This is a genomic window from Avibacterium sp. 20-126 (assembly GCF_044358625.1).
Classification (GTDB): Bacteria; Pseudomonadota; Gammaproteobacteria; order Enterobacterales; family Pasteurellaceae; genus Avibacterium.
Genome location: NZ_CP091457.1, coordinates 436097 through 455144 on the forward strand (window position 1 = coordinate 436097; position 19048 = coordinate 455144).

Here is a 19048-nt window from a genome sequence, read left to right on the forward strand (position 1 = left end):
AAAGCACCGCACTTTACTTATTCAACGTAGGGGCGAACCTACGTGTTCACCCATTTTGTTTTGCCATTTATGGTTTAATAAACCGTATTCAGAGATCGTCAAACGGATTTAACGCATTAATTAATCGAATTTCTTCATATTTCGCTAAATCAGTGAGAAAAATTGATCGCTCTTTGATTTTATTTTGTTGTAGCAATTTTGTGCGTTGTGTGCCGATTAAAAGAGGGCTATCAGGGGTGAACCACTGCCCACCTTGTCGGAGTATAAGATTGCCAATGGTGCAATCAGTAATTTTACCTTGTTTAACAATAATAATTTCATCACAATTGCCTTTTTGCTTCAGCAATTCGTTGAAAATAGTACGGTCGCTATATTTCAAATGGTAGTCAATCTCATCACAAATCACGGGTTGAAAATGCCGGTAGCCTTTGCGCTGATAAGGGAAACATTGAAGGCGATACTGCTCGGCATTGTAGTCAATACGACAGCGGACAATGGGACTATGGAGGTTTTTCCAAAGTGCGGTGTTTTTTTGCAGAATTTTTTCGAGGGAAAAAATTGTATAAGGTTGGTTGGCATAAAATTCGCTCACACTTTGTGCATAACGTTGTTGGTGTAAAGCCAGATTTTGCACTTGCCCGTTTTCAATGCACAGGGTTTCAAATAGGGGGAAATCCATTAGTTCGTTCCTTTTTGTGCTTTAAGTGGCACATAAATTTTCTCTAATAATTCTTGATATTCTTGTTCTGCGTTGCTTTGAATCGTAATCCCTCCACCACTATGGAAAGAGTATTGTCCGTTTTGCTGTGAAATAAAACGAATTGCAACCGCACTTTCAAGACTTTCGCCATTAAAAATGCCAAACACGCCCGTGTAATAACCCCGTTGCCCTAATTCTGCTTGTTGAATGGTAGCAACGGTTTTTTCTTTTGGTGCGCCACTGATCGATCCTGCGGGTAAAAGCTGGCTGAGTATTGTACCAATATGCGCCTGCCAGTTTGTGTTAAGATCTGCACGAATCTCTGAACTTGTCTGCCAAATTGCCCCACGTTCGGTAATAATCTTTTCTAAATATCGAAAACGCGTTACTTGCACATTTTGCCCTACCATAGCAAGGTCATTACGCATTAAATCCACAATGGTGTAATGTTCTCGCTGCTCCTTTTCAGAGTTGATTAATTGTTTCTCTGCATCAGGCAAATCCGCATTCATCGTGCCTTTCATTGGATAAGTGAAAATTTGGTTATGTGCAATTTTCACAAATGGCTCAGGCGAAAAACAAACAAACTCTTTTTTAAACAAGAGTTTATATTTCGCCTGTGTGGCAAAAAACAACGTGTTGAGATCATAATTTATTGCAATCGGCGTGGCATAAGTGAGATTGAGTAAATAGGAATTTCCTTGTTGCAATGCCTGCTGAACAATGTCAAAACCTTGCTGATAAGTGGCAAAATCAATAGGAAATTTTTCTAATCTAAAAGGTTTATCTGGGCTTGATTGGGCTGCCATTGGCAAATTATTTTGGCTTGGAAACTCAAACCAAATACCTTGCTCGGCACATTCTGCAAGGGGGCAAATAATGGGGTGTTGCTGTTCAAAATCGATCAAAAAGAAAAAAGGAATATGTTGAGCGCCTAAGTGGTTAGCACGTTGCACAAAGTAATCAAATGGCATAGGAACAATAAATCAAGTAAGATAGCAAAATGTCATCATTGTAGTGAATCCATAAGATGAACACAAATTTATTAATTATCAATAATCACGACTCTTTTACCTACAATTTGGTGGATTTAATTCGCCAGTTTGACGTGCCATTTTCCGTGCAAAATGTAGAGCATTTAAGCCTTGATGAAGTAGAAAATTTCAGCCACATTTTAATTTCTCCGGGGCCTGATGTTCCTCGTGCTTATCCACAACTGTTTGCAATGTTGGAACGCTATCAGCACAGTAAATCTATTTTGGGCGTTTGTCTTGGACATCAAACTTTATGTGAGTTTTTTGGGGCAACGTTATATAATTTAGCGCAGGTGCGACACGGGCAGGCAAAGCAGATCAAAGTGCGGTCAAATTCTGGCTTGTTTTTAGGATTGCCGAGCCAATTTCAAATTGGGCTTTATCATTCGTGGGCGGTATCGAAGCAGAATTTTCCACCTGAATTAGACATTACCGCCACTTGCGAAGAAGGGATCATAATGGCAATGCAACATCGCCATTTACCAATTTTTGGCGTACAATTCCATCCCGAATCTTATATTTCAGCGCAAGGAAAAAGGTTAATTGAAAATTGGTTGAAAACTTGAAGCTATCAATAGGTTATTATTAAATAGTTTTAGGCTATTAAATCTATCATTTATATCCATTTTATTTGTAAGGTATTTATCGTTATCATCATAGGAAATCAAACAGAGGAGAACATACTATGGCAACAAATATCGGTTTAGACAAAGCCACTTCAGAAAAATTAGCGCAAGAACTTAATAACTTACTTGCTACTTACCAAGTCTTTTATATGAACGTGCGCGGTTACCACTGGAATATCAAAGGGGTTAATTTCTTTGAATTACACGCAAAATTTGAAGAAATTTATGATGATTTAGTGGTAAAAGTAGATGAAATTGCAGAGCGTATCCTTACTTTAGGCTACACCCCAAGCAATGCTTTCAGCGAATATTTAACAAAATCGTTAATTAAAGAACATACTGGTGTAAGCGTGGCGCAAGAATGCTTAAGCGGTACCTTATCTGGCTTTAAAACATTACTCAAACAACAGCGTGAAATCTTGGCGTTAGCCGCTGATGCTGATGATGAAGGTACAGCTTCACAAATGAGTGATTACATTAAAGAGCAAGAAAAATTAGTTTGGATGTTTACTGCTGCTTGTGAAACCTGCAACAGCTAATTTTCCAATAAAAAAGCTAACAAAAACCACCGCTCTTTTAAAGTGCGGTGGTTTTTTCATTGATTTTGCTGATTAATACAGATTTACGTCAATCAGCGTTATAGTCAATTAATATTGGCTTGGATCGTAACCGTAGTAGGCATTGGTTAAAATCACTTCCATATCTTCCACTAATGGCAAGCGTGGGTTAGCTGGCGAGCATTGATCTTCAAAGGCAAGCAATGCCACATCGCGACGTGCATCGAGCCAAGTTTGTTCATCAATACCCTGTTCTTTGAAAGACATTTGAATGCCCACGCTAGCTGCTAAATCATAACAAGCTTGCGCGAAAGATTTCACGCCTTCTTCTGGCGTGGCACAAGGTAAGCCTAGCATACGTGCGATTTCTTGGTATTTCACATCGGCTTTATAATGATTATATTTCGGCCAAGTTGCCACTTTTTGCGGACGTGTACCGTTATAACGGATAACGTGCGGCATTAAAATGGCGTTGGTGCGTCCGTGAGGCGTATGGAAACGGCCACCAATTTTATGGGCAAGAGAGTGGTTCATTCCTAAGAACGCATTGGCGAATGCCATTCCTGCCATCGTTGAGGCGTTGTGCATTTTCTCTCTGGCTTCAGGATCTTTTTCTTTTACGGAACGTTCAAGATTTTCAAACACTAATTTAATCGCTTGCAACGCTAAGCCGTCTGTAAAATCGTTGGCTAGTACCGAAACATAGGCTTCCGTTGCGTGAGTTAGCACATCTAACCCTGTATCCGCGGCAACGTGAGCGGGTACGGTCATTACCAGCGCCGGATCGACAATAGCGACCGTTGGGGTGAGTGAATAGTCGGCGATTGGGTATTTTTTATCACCTTCGGTGATCACGGCAAATGGCGTAACTTCAGAACCTGTTCCTGAAGTAGTTGGGATACCGATAAAGCGTGCTTTGCGTCCTAATTGTGGGAATTTAAAGGCGCGTTTACGAATATCCATAAATTTTTGGACGAGATCACGGAAATCTACTTCAGGTTGTTCATAGAATAACCACATTACTTTTGCTGCATCCATTGATGAGCCACCACCTAAGGCAATAATGGTGTCTGGTTTATAGCTACGGATCAATTCAACTCCACGACGTACAGTTTCAATACTTGGATCTGGCTCAACGTCCGCAAATAATTGATAGGTAACGTGGTTGCCACGTGCAGTGATTTGTTTCGCAATTTTTTCTACAAAGCCTAAATCTACCATTGTGCGGTCGGTGATAATTACCACACGTTCCATACCTTTCATTGATTGTAGATATTGGATTGAATCCCGTTCAAAATAGATTTTTGAAGGTACTTTAAACCATTGCATATTATTTCTCCGTCTGCCCACTCGTTTAATATTTAATAAATTCACCGCACTTACGTTGTTACCTACGGAATTTTTACCGTAAGAACCACAACCTAAGGTTAACGATGGCAAGAAGGAGTTATACACATCACCAATCCCCCCAAAGGTAGAAGGTGAGTTCCAAATTACACGAATGGCTTTTACGCATTCACCAAATTCTTTGGCAAGCTCAGTATCTTTTGTGTGAATTGCAGCGGAATGCCCTAATCCGTTAAATTCCACCATTTGCTCAGCTAATTTCACCCCTTCTTCACGAGAATGAGACTTAAGTAAAGCAAGTACAGGAGAAAGTTTCTCGCGCGTGAGCGGTTCTTTTGGCCCAACTTCTTTACATTCAGCTAAAAGAATATTGGTTTTTTCTGGCACTTCAAAACCTGCTTGTTGCGCGATCCAATAGGCGGGTTTACCCACCACATTGGCGTTTAATTTTGCCCCTGCACAGTTTGCACTGTTGGCTTTTGCGCCGAACATAAATTCTTCCAACATTGCTTTTTCTTTTTTATTGACAAGGTAAACGCCGTAAGATTTCATTTCTTTGATGAAGTCATCATAGATTTCAGCATCAACAATCGCCGCTTGTTCAGAGGCACAAATCATTCCATTATCAAAGGCTTTGGACATCACAATATCGTGTACGGCTTGTTGTAGGTCAGCACTTTTTTCGACATAAGCTGGCACATTCCCCGCTCCTACACCAAGGGCTGGTTTACCACAAGAATAAGCGGCTTCAACCATCGCATTCCCACCTGTTGCTAAAATAGTGGCAATACCGGGGTGTTTCATTAGTGCTGATGTGCCTTCCATTGAGGGCGTTTCTATCCATTGCACACAATTTTTAGGCGCACCAGCCGCCACTGCCGCATCATAAACAATACGCGCAGCGTGAGCAGAAGATTGCTGTGCAGAAGGGTGGAAAGCAAAAATAATTGGGTTACGTGTTTTAAGGGCAATGAGGGCTTTAAAAATGGTGGTGGAAGTCGGATTTGTGGTTGGTGTTATCCCACATATCACGCCAACGGGATCAGCAATTTCAGTGATGCCCGTTACATCATCTTCACTAATCACCCCAACGGTTTTCAGATTTCGCATATTATTTACCACATACTCACAGGCAAATAAATTTTTCGTTGCTTTGTCTTCAAACACACCACGCCCTGTTTCTTCATAAGCGTGCATAGCAAGCACACCGTGCTGATCGAGCGCCGCTACCGAGGCTTTCGCCACAATGTAATCAACCTGTTCTTGGTTGAGCTGGAGGAATTCTTCTAAGGCAACTAAGCCTTTTTCCACCAAGGCGTTCACTTCTGCTTGAGCTGGGCTACTTGTGTTTTCAACCACGTTACTCATAATGATTTCTCCTAAAGTTTATAAATTGATAATTTTTTTCTGTGAAAAATTATACCTACTTGGAGGGATAAGTGCTTAAACAATTTTGCATTAAAGACGGAAACGCTGATCTAGATCAAATACTCAAAATACGCTTGTTTTACAATGATTTAACGCTATTTTAACAAATAAAAAATTGCCTTGTTTTTTATAGAGATCCAACCATTCGCAAAGCAAAGTGAAATTAATTTAAAAGATGAAAAAAATAGCTTAAAATTTTAACGCTTGATAATCATTCCTATTTGAGAGAGGTTATGAACGAACGTATTTCTTTTACTAAATTACTCAATTCTTCTATTTTATTCGGCTTTCTAGTATTAGTAGGCTGGTCTGTGGCTTATTGTTATAACTGGGGGTTAGCTTGGTATTATGGTTATCCTTGGGATATCGTTGAAGTGGGCAGAGCAGATATTGCACGCAGCTTATTTCACGTTCTCGGCGTGTCTGCTTTTATGCTTCTTACCTATATTTTAGGTATTAGACTATTGATTTTATTGAAAGATAAGCTCTCTTCATCCCCTTTTAATTTTGTTCGCACCTTATTAACCTGCTTTATTTTAACCTTTCCATTATTTTTGGAAATTACGGTGCTGATCAAAGTGTTTACGCTTTATAGCTTATTAATTTATGTCGCTGGATTGCTTGTAATCAGCCTTCTATTATGCCGTTTTTTCACGCGTTATAATATTTGTATGCTATGGCAATCTCTTGCGAAAAAACAACTCAATATCGTGCCGACCGCAGTGGTGATTTATTTTTACTTTGTGATTCTTGCCTGCCTTGTGGGCTATTTACGCCCTTTCAATAAAGATATGTATCACAAGTTAGAAATTAACGCTGAGCAGTATTTTATTCTGGCTAAAAATTGTAATAGTTTGATCTTAGGTAAAAGCTATGAAAAGGGTGGCAAGGATTTCTATTTAATGCCTTGTCATTATGGTAGCAAAGGTAGCATTTGCCATATTGTTGCAGGAAGTGCAGAAAAATAGCTGATTTCGCTAAAAGCAAAGTGCGGTGGAAAATATCGCACTTTTTTTACTATTTTATGTGTAAAAGTGAGTCTTTTCCTCTTATTATTTACCAATGGTAAAAGAAGTATTCACAGAATTGCGATTTATCTTCTAATTCAGCGGCGTAAAATGCATTTTATAACATAAGTGAATTAAACAGAATTAGGAGCTTCAATATGAATACTGTATTTCATTCAGCAAATAGCCGTGGTAATGCTAATCACGGTTGGTTAAAAAGCCGTCATACTTTTAGCTTTGCGAATTATTACGATCCTAATCGCATACATTTCGGCGCTTTACGTGTAATCAATGATGATTATGTTGAGGGGGCAATGGGGTTTGGCACGCATCCGCACGATAATATGGAAATCATTTCCATTCCATTAAGCGGTGATTTAGCTCACAAAGATAGTATGGGGAACGGCGGTGTTATTCGCCAAGGTGATATTCAAGTGATGTTTGCGGGAACAGGCATTACACATAGAGAAATGAACCCAAATGCGGATATGCCAGTGCAATTTTTGCAAATTTGGGTATTTCCTAATCAACGTAATGTAGCACCTCGTTATCAGCAAATGCGTATTGTGGAAGGGGAAAGACGCAACGATTTCCAACAAATTCTTTCACCAAATGCGGATGATGAAGGCGTATGGATTCACCAAGATGCGTGGTTCTCTCTTGCAAAATTTGATCAGGGTACAAGCAAAATCTATGACCTACATAAAGCAGGCAATGGTGTGTATGCTTTTGTACTAAAAGGTAATGCAACGATTGCTGGAAAACAGCTATCAAGCCGTGATGGTTTAGGTATTTGGGATACCGCAAGTTTTGATGTGGTGGCTGATTCTGATACAGAAATTTTATTAATGGAAGTACCAATGGTATTGCCACAATAAGGGCTTAAAAAATTGCTTATCCCAAAAGATAAGCAATTTTTTTATAAAACATAAGTGCGGTGTAAAATGTTTAATTTTTCTACCGCACTTAATCTCTCTTCATTCGCCCATTAATTAAACGTGTTACATTGACTTGGTTCACCCGTTTGTAAACCGCGTTTAAACCACGTTAAACGCTGAGCTGAGGTGCCGTGGGTAAAGCTGTCTGGTACGGCATAGCCTTGTGAGCGTTTTTGTAAGCGATCGTCCCCTACTGCCTCAGCGGCACGGAAGGCTTTTTCTAAGTCACCTGCTTCAAATAACCCCGTTTTTGCTGCTTGATTAGCCCATACACCAGCAAAACAGTCTGCCTGTAATTCTAATTTAACCGAAAGCTGATTCGCTTGCGCTTGGCTAAGGCTTTGTTGCGCTCGATGTACTTTCGGCAAAATGCCAAGTAAGTTTTGGATATGATGTCCGACTTCGTGTGCGATGACATAGGCGAAAGCGGATTCTCCTTCCGCCCCGAGTTGATGTTTCATATCACGATAAAACGACAAATCCAAATAAACACGCTGATCGTTAGGACAATAAAATGGTCCCATTGCAGATTGCCCTGTACCGCAAGCGGTGGACGTTGCACCGTTATACAGCACCATAATAGGTGGGGCATAACGCTGATTTTTTTGCGCGAAATAATTACTCCACACCGTTTCTGTATCCGCTAATACCACGCGAGAAAGGCTGTTTAGCTCTTGCTCTTCTTGGCTGTTCACTGTCATTTGGTGAGTTTGGCTGCCAAAATCAGGTGTGCCAACAAGCCCTGATAAATCAACACCATAATAAGCACCAACCAGTAAAATAATAAAGCCGAGTACGCCCGTTTTTTTACCACCGCCGAAACTGCCCCTTGCACTTCTTCTGTCTTCCACATTAGAACTTTCTCTACGACCTTGCCAACGCATAATTTTTCCTTAATAACTAAAATTGGCGGCTATTTTAGTATAAAAGAAAGAAAAGTGCGGTGCTTTTTTTGCGAAGAATTTTCAATTAATGTAAAGATCAAGATTATTTATAGAAGGTATATAGACTTATGAAGGTGAATTGGGTAAGGTTAGCAGCCGAACTCAATGTTTTATAAATAAGGAGCAAAAAATGGGTTTATTTGATTTTGTTGGTGACATCGGTCGAAAACTTTTCTCAAAAGAAGAAGATGCCTCTGAAGCCGTGGAAAAACACATTGCAGAAGATAATCCGGGCGTGGAAAATCTTTCTGTCAAAGTCGAAGAGGGGGTGGCGAAAATTGAAGGCAATGCCACATCAGCAGAAGCATTGGAAAAAGCCATTTTAATGGCGGGCAACGTGGTAGGCATTAATTCGGTGAATGTCGAGGGGGTAGCGATTGAGAACGGTGAGCATTTAGCTACTGATGAAGAGTTTTATGTGATCCAAAAAGGCGATACCCTTTGGAAAATTGCAGAAAAAACCTATGGGAATGGTGCAAAATACACCGCGATTGTTGAGGCAAACAAAGAAGTGATCAAAGATGCGGATAAGATCTTTCCGGGACAGAAAATTCGTTTACCAAAATCACTTTAATAACACTAACGCAAAAGCCTTATTTTGTAAGGCTTTTCTTTTTTAGTGTAAAAAATAGCCAGTTGTGGTTTTTTATTTCTCAATATCTCGACGGGCGAGCGTTGTATCGCTATAATTTGATGTCTTTTTAACTTTTATTTACTAACGTGTTCGGTGTTAGTATTCGCCGAGTGCAAATTCATTTTGAGGTAACATAATGTCATTTAATATTGAAACAACTCAAGGTCTTGAGCGTCGTGTCGCTATCACCGTTCCTGCTGAAACCGTAGATCAAGCGGTGCGTGAAGAATTAAAACGTGTAGCAAAAAATGCACGCGTAGATGGTTTCCGTAAAGGTAAAGTTCCCCCACATATTATTGAAAAACGTTTTGGGGCATCTGTGCGTCAAGATGTATTAGGTGATTTATTACAGAAACACTTCTTCAATGTACTTGTTGATAGCAAAGTAAATCTTGCTGGTCGTCCAAGTTTCAACGTTGAACAGTTTGAAGCGGGTAAAGATCTTGTTTTCACAGCAACCTTTGAAGTATATCCAGAAGTGGAGTTGAAAGGTTTAGATCAAATTAAAGTAGAAAAACCGGTTGTTGAAATCAATGAAGCAGACATTGATAAAATGGTTGATGTGTTACGCAAACAGCAAGCAACTTGGGAAGAAACCCAAGAGCCAGCAAAAGCAGATGATCGTGTCACAATCGACTTTGTTGGTACCGTTGATGGTGAAGAATTTGAGGGCGGAAAAGCCACTGATTTCGTATTAGCAATGGGACAAGGTCGAATGATCCCGGGCTTTGAAGAAGGCATTATTGGTCATAAAGCGGGTGATCAATTTGATATTGATGTCACCTTCCCAGAAGAATATCACGCTGAAAACTTAAAAGGTAAAGCGGCAAAATTTGCTATTACGTTGAAAAAAGTAGAAGTGATGGTATTACCAGAATTAACGGATGAATTTGTAGCGAAATTTGGTCCAAATACCAAAACTGTGGCAGATTTACGCACAGAGATTGCCAAAAATATGCAACGTGAGTTGAAAAACGCCTTAACTGCACGCGTGAAAAACCAAGTTATTGAAGGGTTAATTGAACAAAACCCAATTGATGTTCCTGCGGCTGCGGTTGAGCAAGAGATTGAGGTTTTACGTCAGCAAGCGGCACAACGTTTTGGTGGAAATCAGCAACAAGCGGCACAATTACCACGTGAATTATTTGAAGAGCAAGCAAAACGTCGCGTTCAAGTTGGTTTATTACTTTCTGAAGTGATTGCATCAAATGAATTAAAAGCAGACGAAGCGCGCGCTGACGCAATGATTCAAGATATTGCATCTGCTTACGAACAACCATCAGAAGTGGTGGAATATTATAAAAACAACAAAGAATTAATGAACAATATTCGTAACGTTGTTTTAGAAGATCAAGCGATTGATGCCGTGTTAGCGAAATCACAGGTAACTGAAAAACCAGCATCATTTGATGAAGTAATGAATCCACAAGCATAATTTGCTGTAACTCATTGATTTCAAAGTGCGGTCGTTTTTTTTCACAAAAATGACCGCACTTTTGTTATATAATTTATCACAATCAAGTGGATTGAACTTAATTCAGTGTAAGCCAATGGGTTAAATTCAATTTGCTATAATTTTTATAACTTTTTGATAAAAAAGGAAAACCGATGGAGAATACGATGGCTTTAATTCCTATGGTGGTTGAACAAACCGCGCGTGGCGAACGTTCTTACGATATTTACTCACGTTTATTAAAAGAGCGTATTATTTTTCTAAGCGGTCAAGTTGAAGACAATATGGCCAATTTAATCGTGGCCCAACTGCTGTTTTTAGAATCAGAAAACCCAGATAAAGATATTAGTCTTTATATCAACTCACCCGGCGGCGTAGTGACGGCAGGAATGGCAATTTATGACACTATGCAATTTATTAAACCGGATGTGCGTACCCTATGTATTGGACAAGCTTGCTCAATGGGCGCATTTTTATTAGCTGGGGGCGCACCGGGGAAACGTGCCGCATTGCCAAATGCCCGCGTGATGATTCACCAACCTTTAGGCGGATACCGTGGACAAGCTTCTGACATTCACATCCACGCACAAGAAATCTTAAAAATTAAGCGTACGCTGAATGAAAGATTAGCATTCCACACAGGACAGCCTTTTGAGAAAGTAGAACAAGATACGGATCGTGATAATTTTATGTCAGCAGAACAGGCAAAATTATACGGTTTAATTGATGAAGTACTAGTAAAAAGAGAAACGGAATAAGCGATGACAACAGAAAAACAGCCACATTGCTCAATGTGTGGCAAAGAACGCAGTGAAGTACAAAAATTGATCGCAGGAGAAGACGGCGCAATTTGTAATGAATGTATTGAGCTTTGTCATAATTTGCTTGTTGATGCAGAAAAGCAAGAGCAAGCTGAAGCGAATAAAACCACAGAATTACCAACTCCACACCAAATTCGCGCGCACTTGGACGATTATGTGATCGGGCAAGATTATGCGAAAAAAGTGCTTGCGGTAGCGGTATATAATCATTATAAACGCCAACAAGTTGGGTATAAATCTGATGAAGTTGAATTAGGTAAAAGTAACATTTTGCTGATTGGACCAACAGGAAGCGGCAAAACGTTGCTCGCGGAAACGTTAGCAAGAACCTTGAATGTGCCTTTTGCAATGGCTGATGCCACCACCTTAACTGAGGCTGGATATGTGGGAGAAGATGTCGAAAACGTGTTGCAAAAATTATTGCAAAACTGTGATTATGACATCGAAAAAGCAGAAAAAGGCATCATTTACATTGATGAAATTGATAAAATTACCCGTAAATCAGAAAATGCCTCAATCACCCGCGACGTATCTGGCGAAGGCGTGCAACAAGCCTTGCTTAAATTAATTGAAGGCACCGTTGCGTCTATTCCACCACAAGGCGGACGTAAACATCCACAGCAAGAAATGCTGCGTCTTGATACCTCTAAAATCTTGTTCATTTGTGGAGGGGCATTTGCAGGCTTAGAGAAAATCGTAGAAAAACGTGTTCACGTTGGAAGTAGTATTGGTTTTGGGGCAGAAGTGAAAGGGCAGGATAACAAAGCCACCCTAACGGAATTATTCACCCAAGTTGAGCCAGACGATTTAATGAAATTTGGCTTAATTCCAGAATTTATCGGACGTTTGCCTGTCATTGCACCGCTGGCGGAATTGGATGAAGACGCCTTGATCCAAATTCTCACCGAGCCGAAAAACGCACTCACTAAGCAATATCAAGCCTTATTTGGTTTTGAAGAAGTAACCCTTGAATTCACTCACGAAGCCTTAGTCGCAATGGCGAAGAAAGCCATTGAACGTAAAACAGGTGCGCGTGGTTTACGCGCTATTGTGGAAGGGTTGTTGCTTGACACAATGTATGACTTGCCATCAATCGAAAACCTTGAAAAAGTAGTTATTGATGAAAATACAGTCGTCGCTAACGAACCCCCGAAAATGATTTATAAATCTTAAGTGAGATTCGCTTAAAACAAAGTGCGGTAGAAATTTTTCAATTTTTTCTACCGCACTTATTTTTAGCTAAATTTTTGTTGGCGTAAGCGTTTTAAAATCGCTTTGAGCGTATTCTCAAGTGGTGCGGTGATCGTTAATGTTTCTTGAGTTTTTGGATGTTCTAGGCGGATCGAGTAGGCGTGTAAAAATAACCGCTCTAAGCCTAATTCCGCCATTTGGCTGTCAAACTGTTTATCCCCATATTTGCTGTCCAAGGCAATGGGATGACCTGCATATTGCGTATGCACACGAATTTGATGCGTTCGTCCTGTCACAGGAGAGGCTTTCACTAACGTGGCGTTGTCATAGCGTTCTTCAATACTAAATAAGGTTTCTGAGGGCTTTCCTTGTTCGCTGACGCGCACAATTCGTTCTCCACCCGCTAATTCATTTTTCAGTAACGGGGCTTTAATGGCTTTGCAATGAGATTGCCACTGCCCACGCACTAAAGCAAGATAGTCTTTACGCACGGTTTTATTACGCAGTTGCTCGTGCAAATGACGTAGCGCAGAACGCTTTTTCGCTACTAATAAAATGCCCGAGGTATCACGATCCAAGCGGTGTACTAATTCTAAAAAACGGGCTTCAGGGCGTAATGCTCTCAAGGCTTCAATCACACCAAAATCTAATCCACTGCCACCGTGTACTGCAATGCCAGAAGGTTTATTCAGTACCAATAAAGCCTCATCTTCAAAAATAATTTGTTGCTCTAATTGGGCGACTTTATTCAGTTTTTTTGATACGGGGGCTTGGGCTTTCTCACTCACACGAACTGGCGGTACGCGCACAATATCACCACTTTGCAATTTGTATTCAGGCTTAATTCGCCCTTTATTCACCCGCACTTCACCCTTGCGTAAAATGCGATAGATTAAACTTTTTGGCACGCCTTTGAGCTTAGCTAACAGATAGTTATCAATGCGTTGCCCTGCTTCATCTTCACTAATCTGCAACATTGTTACGCGAGGATTTACAATTTTTTCATCAGTTTTGTTAAACATTGGTTTCATTTTATCGTTTGCTAAATTGAGCGGATTATAGCATAAATACGCGGATTTACCTTGCTAAAAAATCCCTATCGTTAGATAATAGAGCGAATTTTTGCCAGCTTACTGGGAAAAATGAGATAACCTTAGGAATAACGCAGTAAACGGCATAAGACGTTGTTTTATAAAATAAATTTGTCCAATTTGATTTTGTTACAGCGATAACAGAAAAATGGACAATTAAGAGTGATAAAAATCATCCACGCTTGCAAAATAATATTTCAATCATTTTGTTTGTATCGAAAATTATGTTTCGATAACGCAATCAATGCACCCAGCAACTGACAGTCGAGAGAATGACATTTTGCGACAGACACGAGGTCGATTGCGAAGCCAAAGTGCGGTGGTTTTTTATGACAAATTTAAAATGAAAATATAAGAGAAAATCGAATGAAAAGAATGTTAATTAACGCAACCCAAAAAGAGGAGTTGCGTGTTGCCCTCGTTGATGGACAACGCCTATTTGACTTGGATATCGAAAATCCGGGTCACGAACAAAAAAAGGCCAATATCTATAAAGGCCGTATCACCCGCGTTGAACCTAGCCTAGAAGCTGCCTTTGTGGATTACGGTGCAGAACGCCACGGTTTCCTACCTTTAAAAGAAATTGCCCGTGAATACTTCCCTGCTGATTATGTTTATCAAGGTCGTCCAAATATTCGTGATATTTTGCACGAGGGGCAAGAAGTCATCGTTCAAGTCAACAAAGAAGAACGTGGTAATAAAGGCGCAGCACTGACCACCTTCGTTTCCTTAGCGGGTAGCTATTTGGTGATTATGCCAAATAACCCAAGAGCGGGAGGGATTTCTCGCCGCATTGAAGGGGAAGAACGTTTAGAATTAAAAGAAGCCTTAAGCTCTCTTGATGTGCCTGACGGCGTAGGGTTAATCGTACGCACTGCCGGTGTGGGCAAATCCCCTGAGGAATTACAGTGGGATTTAAAAGTGCTTTTACACCACTGGGAAGCCATTAAACAAGCCTCTGAAAGCCGTCCTGCTCCTTTCTTAATTCACCAAGAAAGTGATGTGATTGTACGCGCGATTCGTGATTACTTACGCCGTGATATTGGCGAAATTTTGATTGATAACCAAAAAATTTACGAAAAAGCAAAAGCCCATATTAAGTTAGTTCGACCTGATTTTATCAATCGTGTCAAACTCTATCAGGGGGAAGTGCCACTATTCAGCCATTATCAAATTGAATCGCAAATTGAATCAGCATTTCAACGAGAAGTGCGCTTACCATCGGGCGGCTCTATTGTCATTGATGTGACAGAAGCACTCACGGCGATCGATATTAACTCGGCACGTTCAACCCGTGGTGGTGATATTGAAGAAACCGCACTCAACACCAATCTTGAAGCCGCAGATGAAATTGCGCGCCAATTACGCTTGCGCGATTTAGGTGGGCTAATTGTGATTGACTTCATTGATATGACCCCAATTCGTCATCAACGTGAAGTAGAAAATCGCATACGTGATGCGGTACGCCAAGATCGTGCGCGAATCCAAATTAGCCGTATTTCTCGTTTCGGTCTATTGGAAATGAGCCGTCAGCGCTTAAGCCCGTCTTTAGGGGAATCTTCTCACCACATTTGTCCACGTTGTCAAGGTACGGGGAAAATTCGTGATAATGAATCACTTTCGTTATCCATTTTGCGTTTATTGGAAGAAGAGGCAATCAAAGAAAATACCAAACAGGTACATACCATTGTGCCTGTTCAGATTGCATCTTACCTATTAAATGAAAAACGTAAAGCCATTAGTAGCATTGAAAAACGCCATAATGTAGATATTGTGGTTGCCCCAAATGAAGCAATGGAAACCCCACATTTCAGCGTGTTCCGAGTACGCGAAGGGGAGGATGTGAATGAGCTAAGTTATAATTTAGCCAAATTGCATCAAGACAAAGAGGATAGCTTTATTGCAGAAGAATCTTTAGTTACGCGTAATATTGAAACGGCAGCAGTAACCACGGAAAGTGTGTTGGAAAATGCTGCAGTTTCTCTCGCGATAGAAACGCCGGCACCAATGCCTGTGGCGAAGAAGGAAAATAAACCTTCACTTATTTCTCGCATTCTAGCAAAAATTAAAGCGCTCTTTGTGGAAGAAAAAGAAACAAAGAAAACGCCAAATCGTTCCAATAAAAATAACCGCCGCCGCAATCAAGAGCGTCGTAACACGCGACGTAATCGTAATGAAAGCGGGCGTAATATGGAAGATAAGCGTCAAGATAAAGCGCTAGATCAAGAGGCCCGTTCCTCTCGTAAGGCAAAAAAAGCACAGATTGATGACAACTACCAAACTAACCTTGCAGAAACGAAAGTGATCGAGGAAGTGGTTGAACAGGTTCAGCCACGTCGTCAGCGCCGTGATTTACGTAAAAAAGTGCGTGTTGCCGACGTTCAAGCCCCTATTGCCCCAATAACAGAAATGACAGATACGGTGGAAACGCATCCAATAGCAGTGGAAACTGCTCCCAAAGATATGGTTGAAGTAAGCCCCGTAGAAAATAATGTGGTCGCCCCTGTTGTTGATATTGAGGTGAATACAGATAACGGTGAAAAACAGCGTGATAATCGCCGCCGTTTACCACGCCATTTACGTGTGAATAACCCTCGTCGTCGCCGTCAATCGCAAGGTGAAGAAAAATCACCAATGCCATTATTTTCCGCCGTGGCATCGCCTGAATTAGCAAGTGGTAAAGTGTGGATTGATAGTAGTGCCTTCACCAATAATAAAGGCAACGCATTTTTGTCTGTCGATGAATTGCTTGAACAACAAAATAATAAAGCAGAAGCAGAAGTGATCACGCCTGCAACGAAATTAATCGTGCAAAGCAATACTGACGAGCCTAAACCCTTAGCTGGATTTGTTACTCAGCCGGCAAATGAATCTGTGGAGAAAAAAGTACAAGCCTCTTTACAACGTTTGAATTCAGCGAGTGCGGAGCCAACGGCAAATGCAGTAGAAAATTTACCTCAATCAGAAAAAATTGAGGAAAAAACTGACCGCACTTATGAATTTACTGGGCGTTTAGGTACGGTATCAGCCGTTCAACATACTAAAGCACAAATGACATTAGCGAAAGCGATTGAAAGTGAAAATACGGCTTACCCAATCGTTGAATGGAAAGAGTCGCGCTATTATTTTTATGGGCGTGGTTCGGCAGGTCATCATAGTGCGATTAGCCACGTTTATTCCGAGCCAACTAAAGCAGTAGCGGAAGAATAATTCTTCTTTTGGTAGAAATAAAACCGAGCATTAATTGTTTTAATGCTCGGTTTTTTGTTTAAGTGCTAAACAAGTTGCTGTAAAAAAAAGCAATCAAATTAATTTTTTATTTTCCTGCTTGACTTGGTATAGCAAAATTCGTATTATTCACCTCGCTTAAATCACGGAGGAATGGTCGAGTGGTTGAAGGCACCGGTCTTGAAAACCGGCGAGGGTTTACGCCCTCCGTGAGTTCGAATCTCACTTCCTCCGCCAAATTTTTGAAAAAGCCCTCTTAAAGAAGAGGGCTTTTTCTTTACCTAAATTTTCTATTATTTTCTCTTTATCTTTTTTCAATCAAAATAAGGCAATATAGAGACAACTTAATATGCATACCTATACGTCATTTCTTTTGACATAAAGACTTATTTGTATAATAAAAAACCTTTATTCAAAGAAATAAGCAGATTGGAAATTTTGAAAAGTTCTTCAAATGGCAAATATTATTGCCTTAGCGATATTTTTAGTAACCAAACCTTTTCATTCATTAAAAAAATAAGTGCGGTGAAAAATTTGGTCATTTTTCACCGCACTTGATGATTTAATTTAATGCGCTTATTTCTCTTCAGTAAAGCGCATTGCTTTATAACGTGGATTCATTAGGTTTTCTAGCGATAAAATATCATCAAGTTGCGCTTCTGTCAGCAAGCCACGTTCTAGTACTACTTCGCGTACACTTTTCCCTGTCTCAGCACAAATCTTACCGACGATATCCCCATTATGATGACCAATAAATGGATTGAGATAAGTCACAATGCCAATGGAATTTAAGACATAGTTTTGGCACACATCTGCATTGACAGTTATACCATTCACACATTTATCACGTAAGTTCACACACGCATTGTTAAGAAGCTCAATGGATTCAAACATTGCTTGACCAATGACAGGTTCCATTACATTAAGCTGTAATTGGCCTGCTTCGGCAGCGAAGGTTACAGTGGTATCGTTACCGATCACTTTAAAACAGACTTGGTTTACCACTTCTGGTACAACAGGGTTTACTTTCGCTGGCATAATGGATGAACCCGCTTGTAATTCAGGTAGATTGATTTCATTTAAACCTGCTCGTGGACCAGAAGAGAGAAGACGTAAGTCATTACATACTTTGGATAATTTCACTGCAGTACGTTTTAAAGCACTGTGAACCATTACATAAGCCCCACAGTCAGAAGTGGCTTCAATCAAGTTTTCCGAAGGTACGCAAGGTAATTGGCTCACTTCAGCGAGATATTTCACTGCTAATTCTGCATAGCCTTCAGGTGTATTTAAACCCGTGCCGATTGCTGTTGCACCGAGATTGACTTCAAGTAATAACTTTGCGGTGCGTTTTAGATTGCGTACTTCTTCTTCCAATAACACGGAGAAGGCTTTAAATTCTTGCCCTACAGTCATTGGAACAGCATCTTGTAACTGAGTACGCCCCATTTTAAGTACATGAGAAAAAGCTTTTGCTTTTGCATCAAACCCTTTTTGTAGATAACGGATATTTTTCAGCAAGTGCATAATGCTGTTATATACCGCAATACGGAAACCTGTCGGGTAGGCATCGTTGGTGGATTGGCTGGCATTAACGTGATCCATTGGGTTGATAATATCGTATTCCCCTTTTTTATGCCCTAATAATTCCAACGCAAGGTTGGCAATGACTTCATTCGTATTCATATTGACAGAAGTCCCAGCACCACCTTGATATACATCAGTTGGGAATTGATCCATACAACGTCCATTTTCTAGCACTTCATCGCAGGCTTTAACAATGGCATTAGCAATTTTTTTCGGAATCGCACCTAACTCACCATTAGCAAGTGCGGTGGCTTTTTTCACCATAACCATTCCGCGGATAAATTCGGGTACATCAGAAATCGTTTTGTCTGAAATGTTGAAATTTTCCATTGCACGCAAAGTATGAATGCCCCAGTAAGCCTCATTGGGTACTTCACGTTCACCTAATAAATCTATTTCAATACGTGTATTTTGCATCATAATTTCCTTATGTGAGGTTGTTTGTGAAACCATTATAGTGAT

The 19048-nt window shown here is 40.3% G+C and carries 15 protein-coding genes and 1 tRNA gene; 10 read left to right on the forward strand and 6 right to left on the reverse strand.

Annotation, left to right across the window (positions count from 1 at the left end; all coding sequences use genetic code 11):
• Positions 1-88: 88 nt before the first annotated feature.
• Both L4F91_RS02145 and L4F91_RS02150 read right to left on the reverse strand, forming a co-directional pair.
• Positions 89-679, reverse strand: coding sequence for an aminotransferase class IV family protein (locus L4F91_RS02145; protein ID WP_265762246.1), 591 nt, complete (start codon positions 677-679; stop codon positions 89-91).
• Entirely contained in the window at positions 679-1674 is a 996-nt protein-coding gene (locus L4F91_RS02150; RefSeq protein WP_265762245.1) for an aminodeoxychorismate synthase component I, read from the reverse strand. Before L4F91_RS02150 ends, L4F91_RS02145 begins: the two co-directional genes overlap by 1 nt.
• Positions 1675-1730: 56 nt before the next feature.
• On the opposite strand from L4F91_RS02150, the gene L4F91_RS02155 reads away from it, so the two are divergent.
• On the forward strand, positions 1731-2300 hold the full coding sequence (locus tag L4F91_RS02155; protein ID WP_250364152.1) for an anthranilate synthase component II: 570 nt from the start codon (positions 1731-1733) through the stop codon (positions 2298-2300).
• Positions 2301-2419: 119 nt separating this feature from the next.
• Positions 2420-2899, forward strand: a complete 480-nt coding sequence (locus L4F91_RS02160; protein ID WP_265762244.1) for a Dps family protein — start codon at positions 2420-2422, stop codon at positions 2897-2899.
• Positions 2900-3007: 108 nt separating this feature from the next.
• On the opposite strand, the gene adhE is transcribed toward L4F91_RS02160, so the two are convergent.
• Complete coding sequence (adhE, locus tag L4F91_RS02165; protein WP_265762243.1) at positions 3008-5632, reverse strand: bifunctional acetaldehyde-CoA/alcohol dehydrogenase; 2625 nt, start codon at positions 5630-5632, stop codon at positions 3008-3010.
• 293 nt (positions 5633-5925) lie between these two features.
• Between adhE and L4F91_RS02170 the strand changes: the two genes are divergently transcribed.
• Both L4F91_RS02170 and L4F91_RS02175 read left to right on the forward strand, forming a co-directional pair.
• Positions 5926-6660, forward strand: coding sequence for a hypothetical protein (locus L4F91_RS02170; RefSeq protein WP_265762241.1), 735 nt, complete (start codon positions 5926-5928; stop codon positions 6658-6660).
• Positions 6661-6857: 197 nt separating this feature from the next.
• Positions 6858-7577: a pirin family protein gene (locus L4F91_RS02175; RefSeq protein WP_265762239.1), complete on the forward strand. Its 720-nt coding sequence runs from the start codon at positions 6858-6860 to the stop codon at positions 7575-7577.
• Between the two features lie 110 nt (positions 7578-7687).
• Here the strand turns inward: L4F91_RS02175 and L4F91_RS02180 are convergent, their stop codons facing one another.
• Entirely contained in the window at positions 7688-8521 is an 834-nt protein-coding gene (locus L4F91_RS02180; RefSeq protein ID WP_395897023.1) for a neutral zinc metallopeptidase, read from the reverse strand.
• A gap of 190 nt (positions 8522-8711) precedes the next feature.
• Between L4F91_RS02180 and lysM the strand changes: the two genes are divergently transcribed.
• The 4 genes from lysM to clpX all read left to right on the forward strand — a co-directional run bounded on the left by lysM (position 8712) and on the right by clpX (position 12662).
• On the forward strand, positions 8712-9155 hold the full coding sequence (lysM, locus tag L4F91_RS02185) for a peptidoglycan-binding protein LysM (protein ID WP_250364157.1): 444 nt from the start codon (positions 8712-8714) through the stop codon (positions 9153-9155).
• A 196-nt stretch (positions 9156-9351) separates the two neighbouring features.
• A complete protein-coding gene (gene tig, locus L4F91_RS02190) occupies positions 9352-10650 on the forward strand; it encodes a trigger factor (RefSeq protein ID WP_395897025.1) in 1299 nt (432 codons plus the stop codon).
• Between the two features lie 173 nt (positions 10651-10823).
• Positions 10824-11426 carry an ATP-dependent Clp endopeptidase proteolytic subunit ClpP gene (gene clpP, locus L4F91_RS02195; protein ID WP_265748358.1) on the forward strand — a complete coding sequence of 201 codons (603 nt, stop codon included), beginning with the start codon at positions 10824-10826 and terminating at the stop codon, positions 11424-11426.
• Between the two features lie 3 nt (positions 11427-11429).
• Entirely contained in the window at positions 11430-12662 is a 1233-nt protein-coding gene (clpX, locus tag L4F91_RS02200; protein ID WP_250350841.1) for an ATP-dependent protease ATP-binding subunit ClpX, read from the forward strand.
• Between the two features lie 62 nt (positions 12663-12724).
• On the opposite strand, the gene rluC is transcribed toward clpX, so the two are convergent.
• Complete coding sequence (gene rluC / locus L4F91_RS02205; RefSeq protein WP_250350840.1) at positions 12725-13702, reverse strand: 23S rRNA pseudouridine(955/2504/2580) synthase RluC; 978 nt, start codon at positions 13700-13702, stop codon at positions 12725-12727.
• 435 nt (positions 13703-14137) lie between these two features.
• Here rluC and rne point away from each other — a divergent pair, with 435 nt between their 5' ends.
• Both rne and L4F91_RS02215 read left to right on the forward strand, forming a co-directional pair.
• A complete protein-coding gene (gene rne / locus L4F91_RS02210; protein ID WP_395897028.1) occupies positions 14138-16981 on the forward strand; it encodes a ribonuclease E in 2844 nt (947 codons plus the stop codon).
• Between the two features lie 165 nt (positions 16982-17146).
• A tRNA-Ser gene (locus tag L4F91_RS02215) sits at positions 17147-17236 on the forward strand.
• 339 nt (positions 17237-17575) lie between these two features.
• Here L4F91_RS02215 and aspA read toward each other — a convergent pair.
• Entirely contained in the window at positions 17576-19003 is a 1428-nt protein-coding gene (gene aspA, locus L4F91_RS02220; RefSeq protein WP_250364536.1) for an aspartate ammonia-lyase, read from the reverse strand.
• Positions 19004-19048 lie beyond the last annotated feature (45 nt).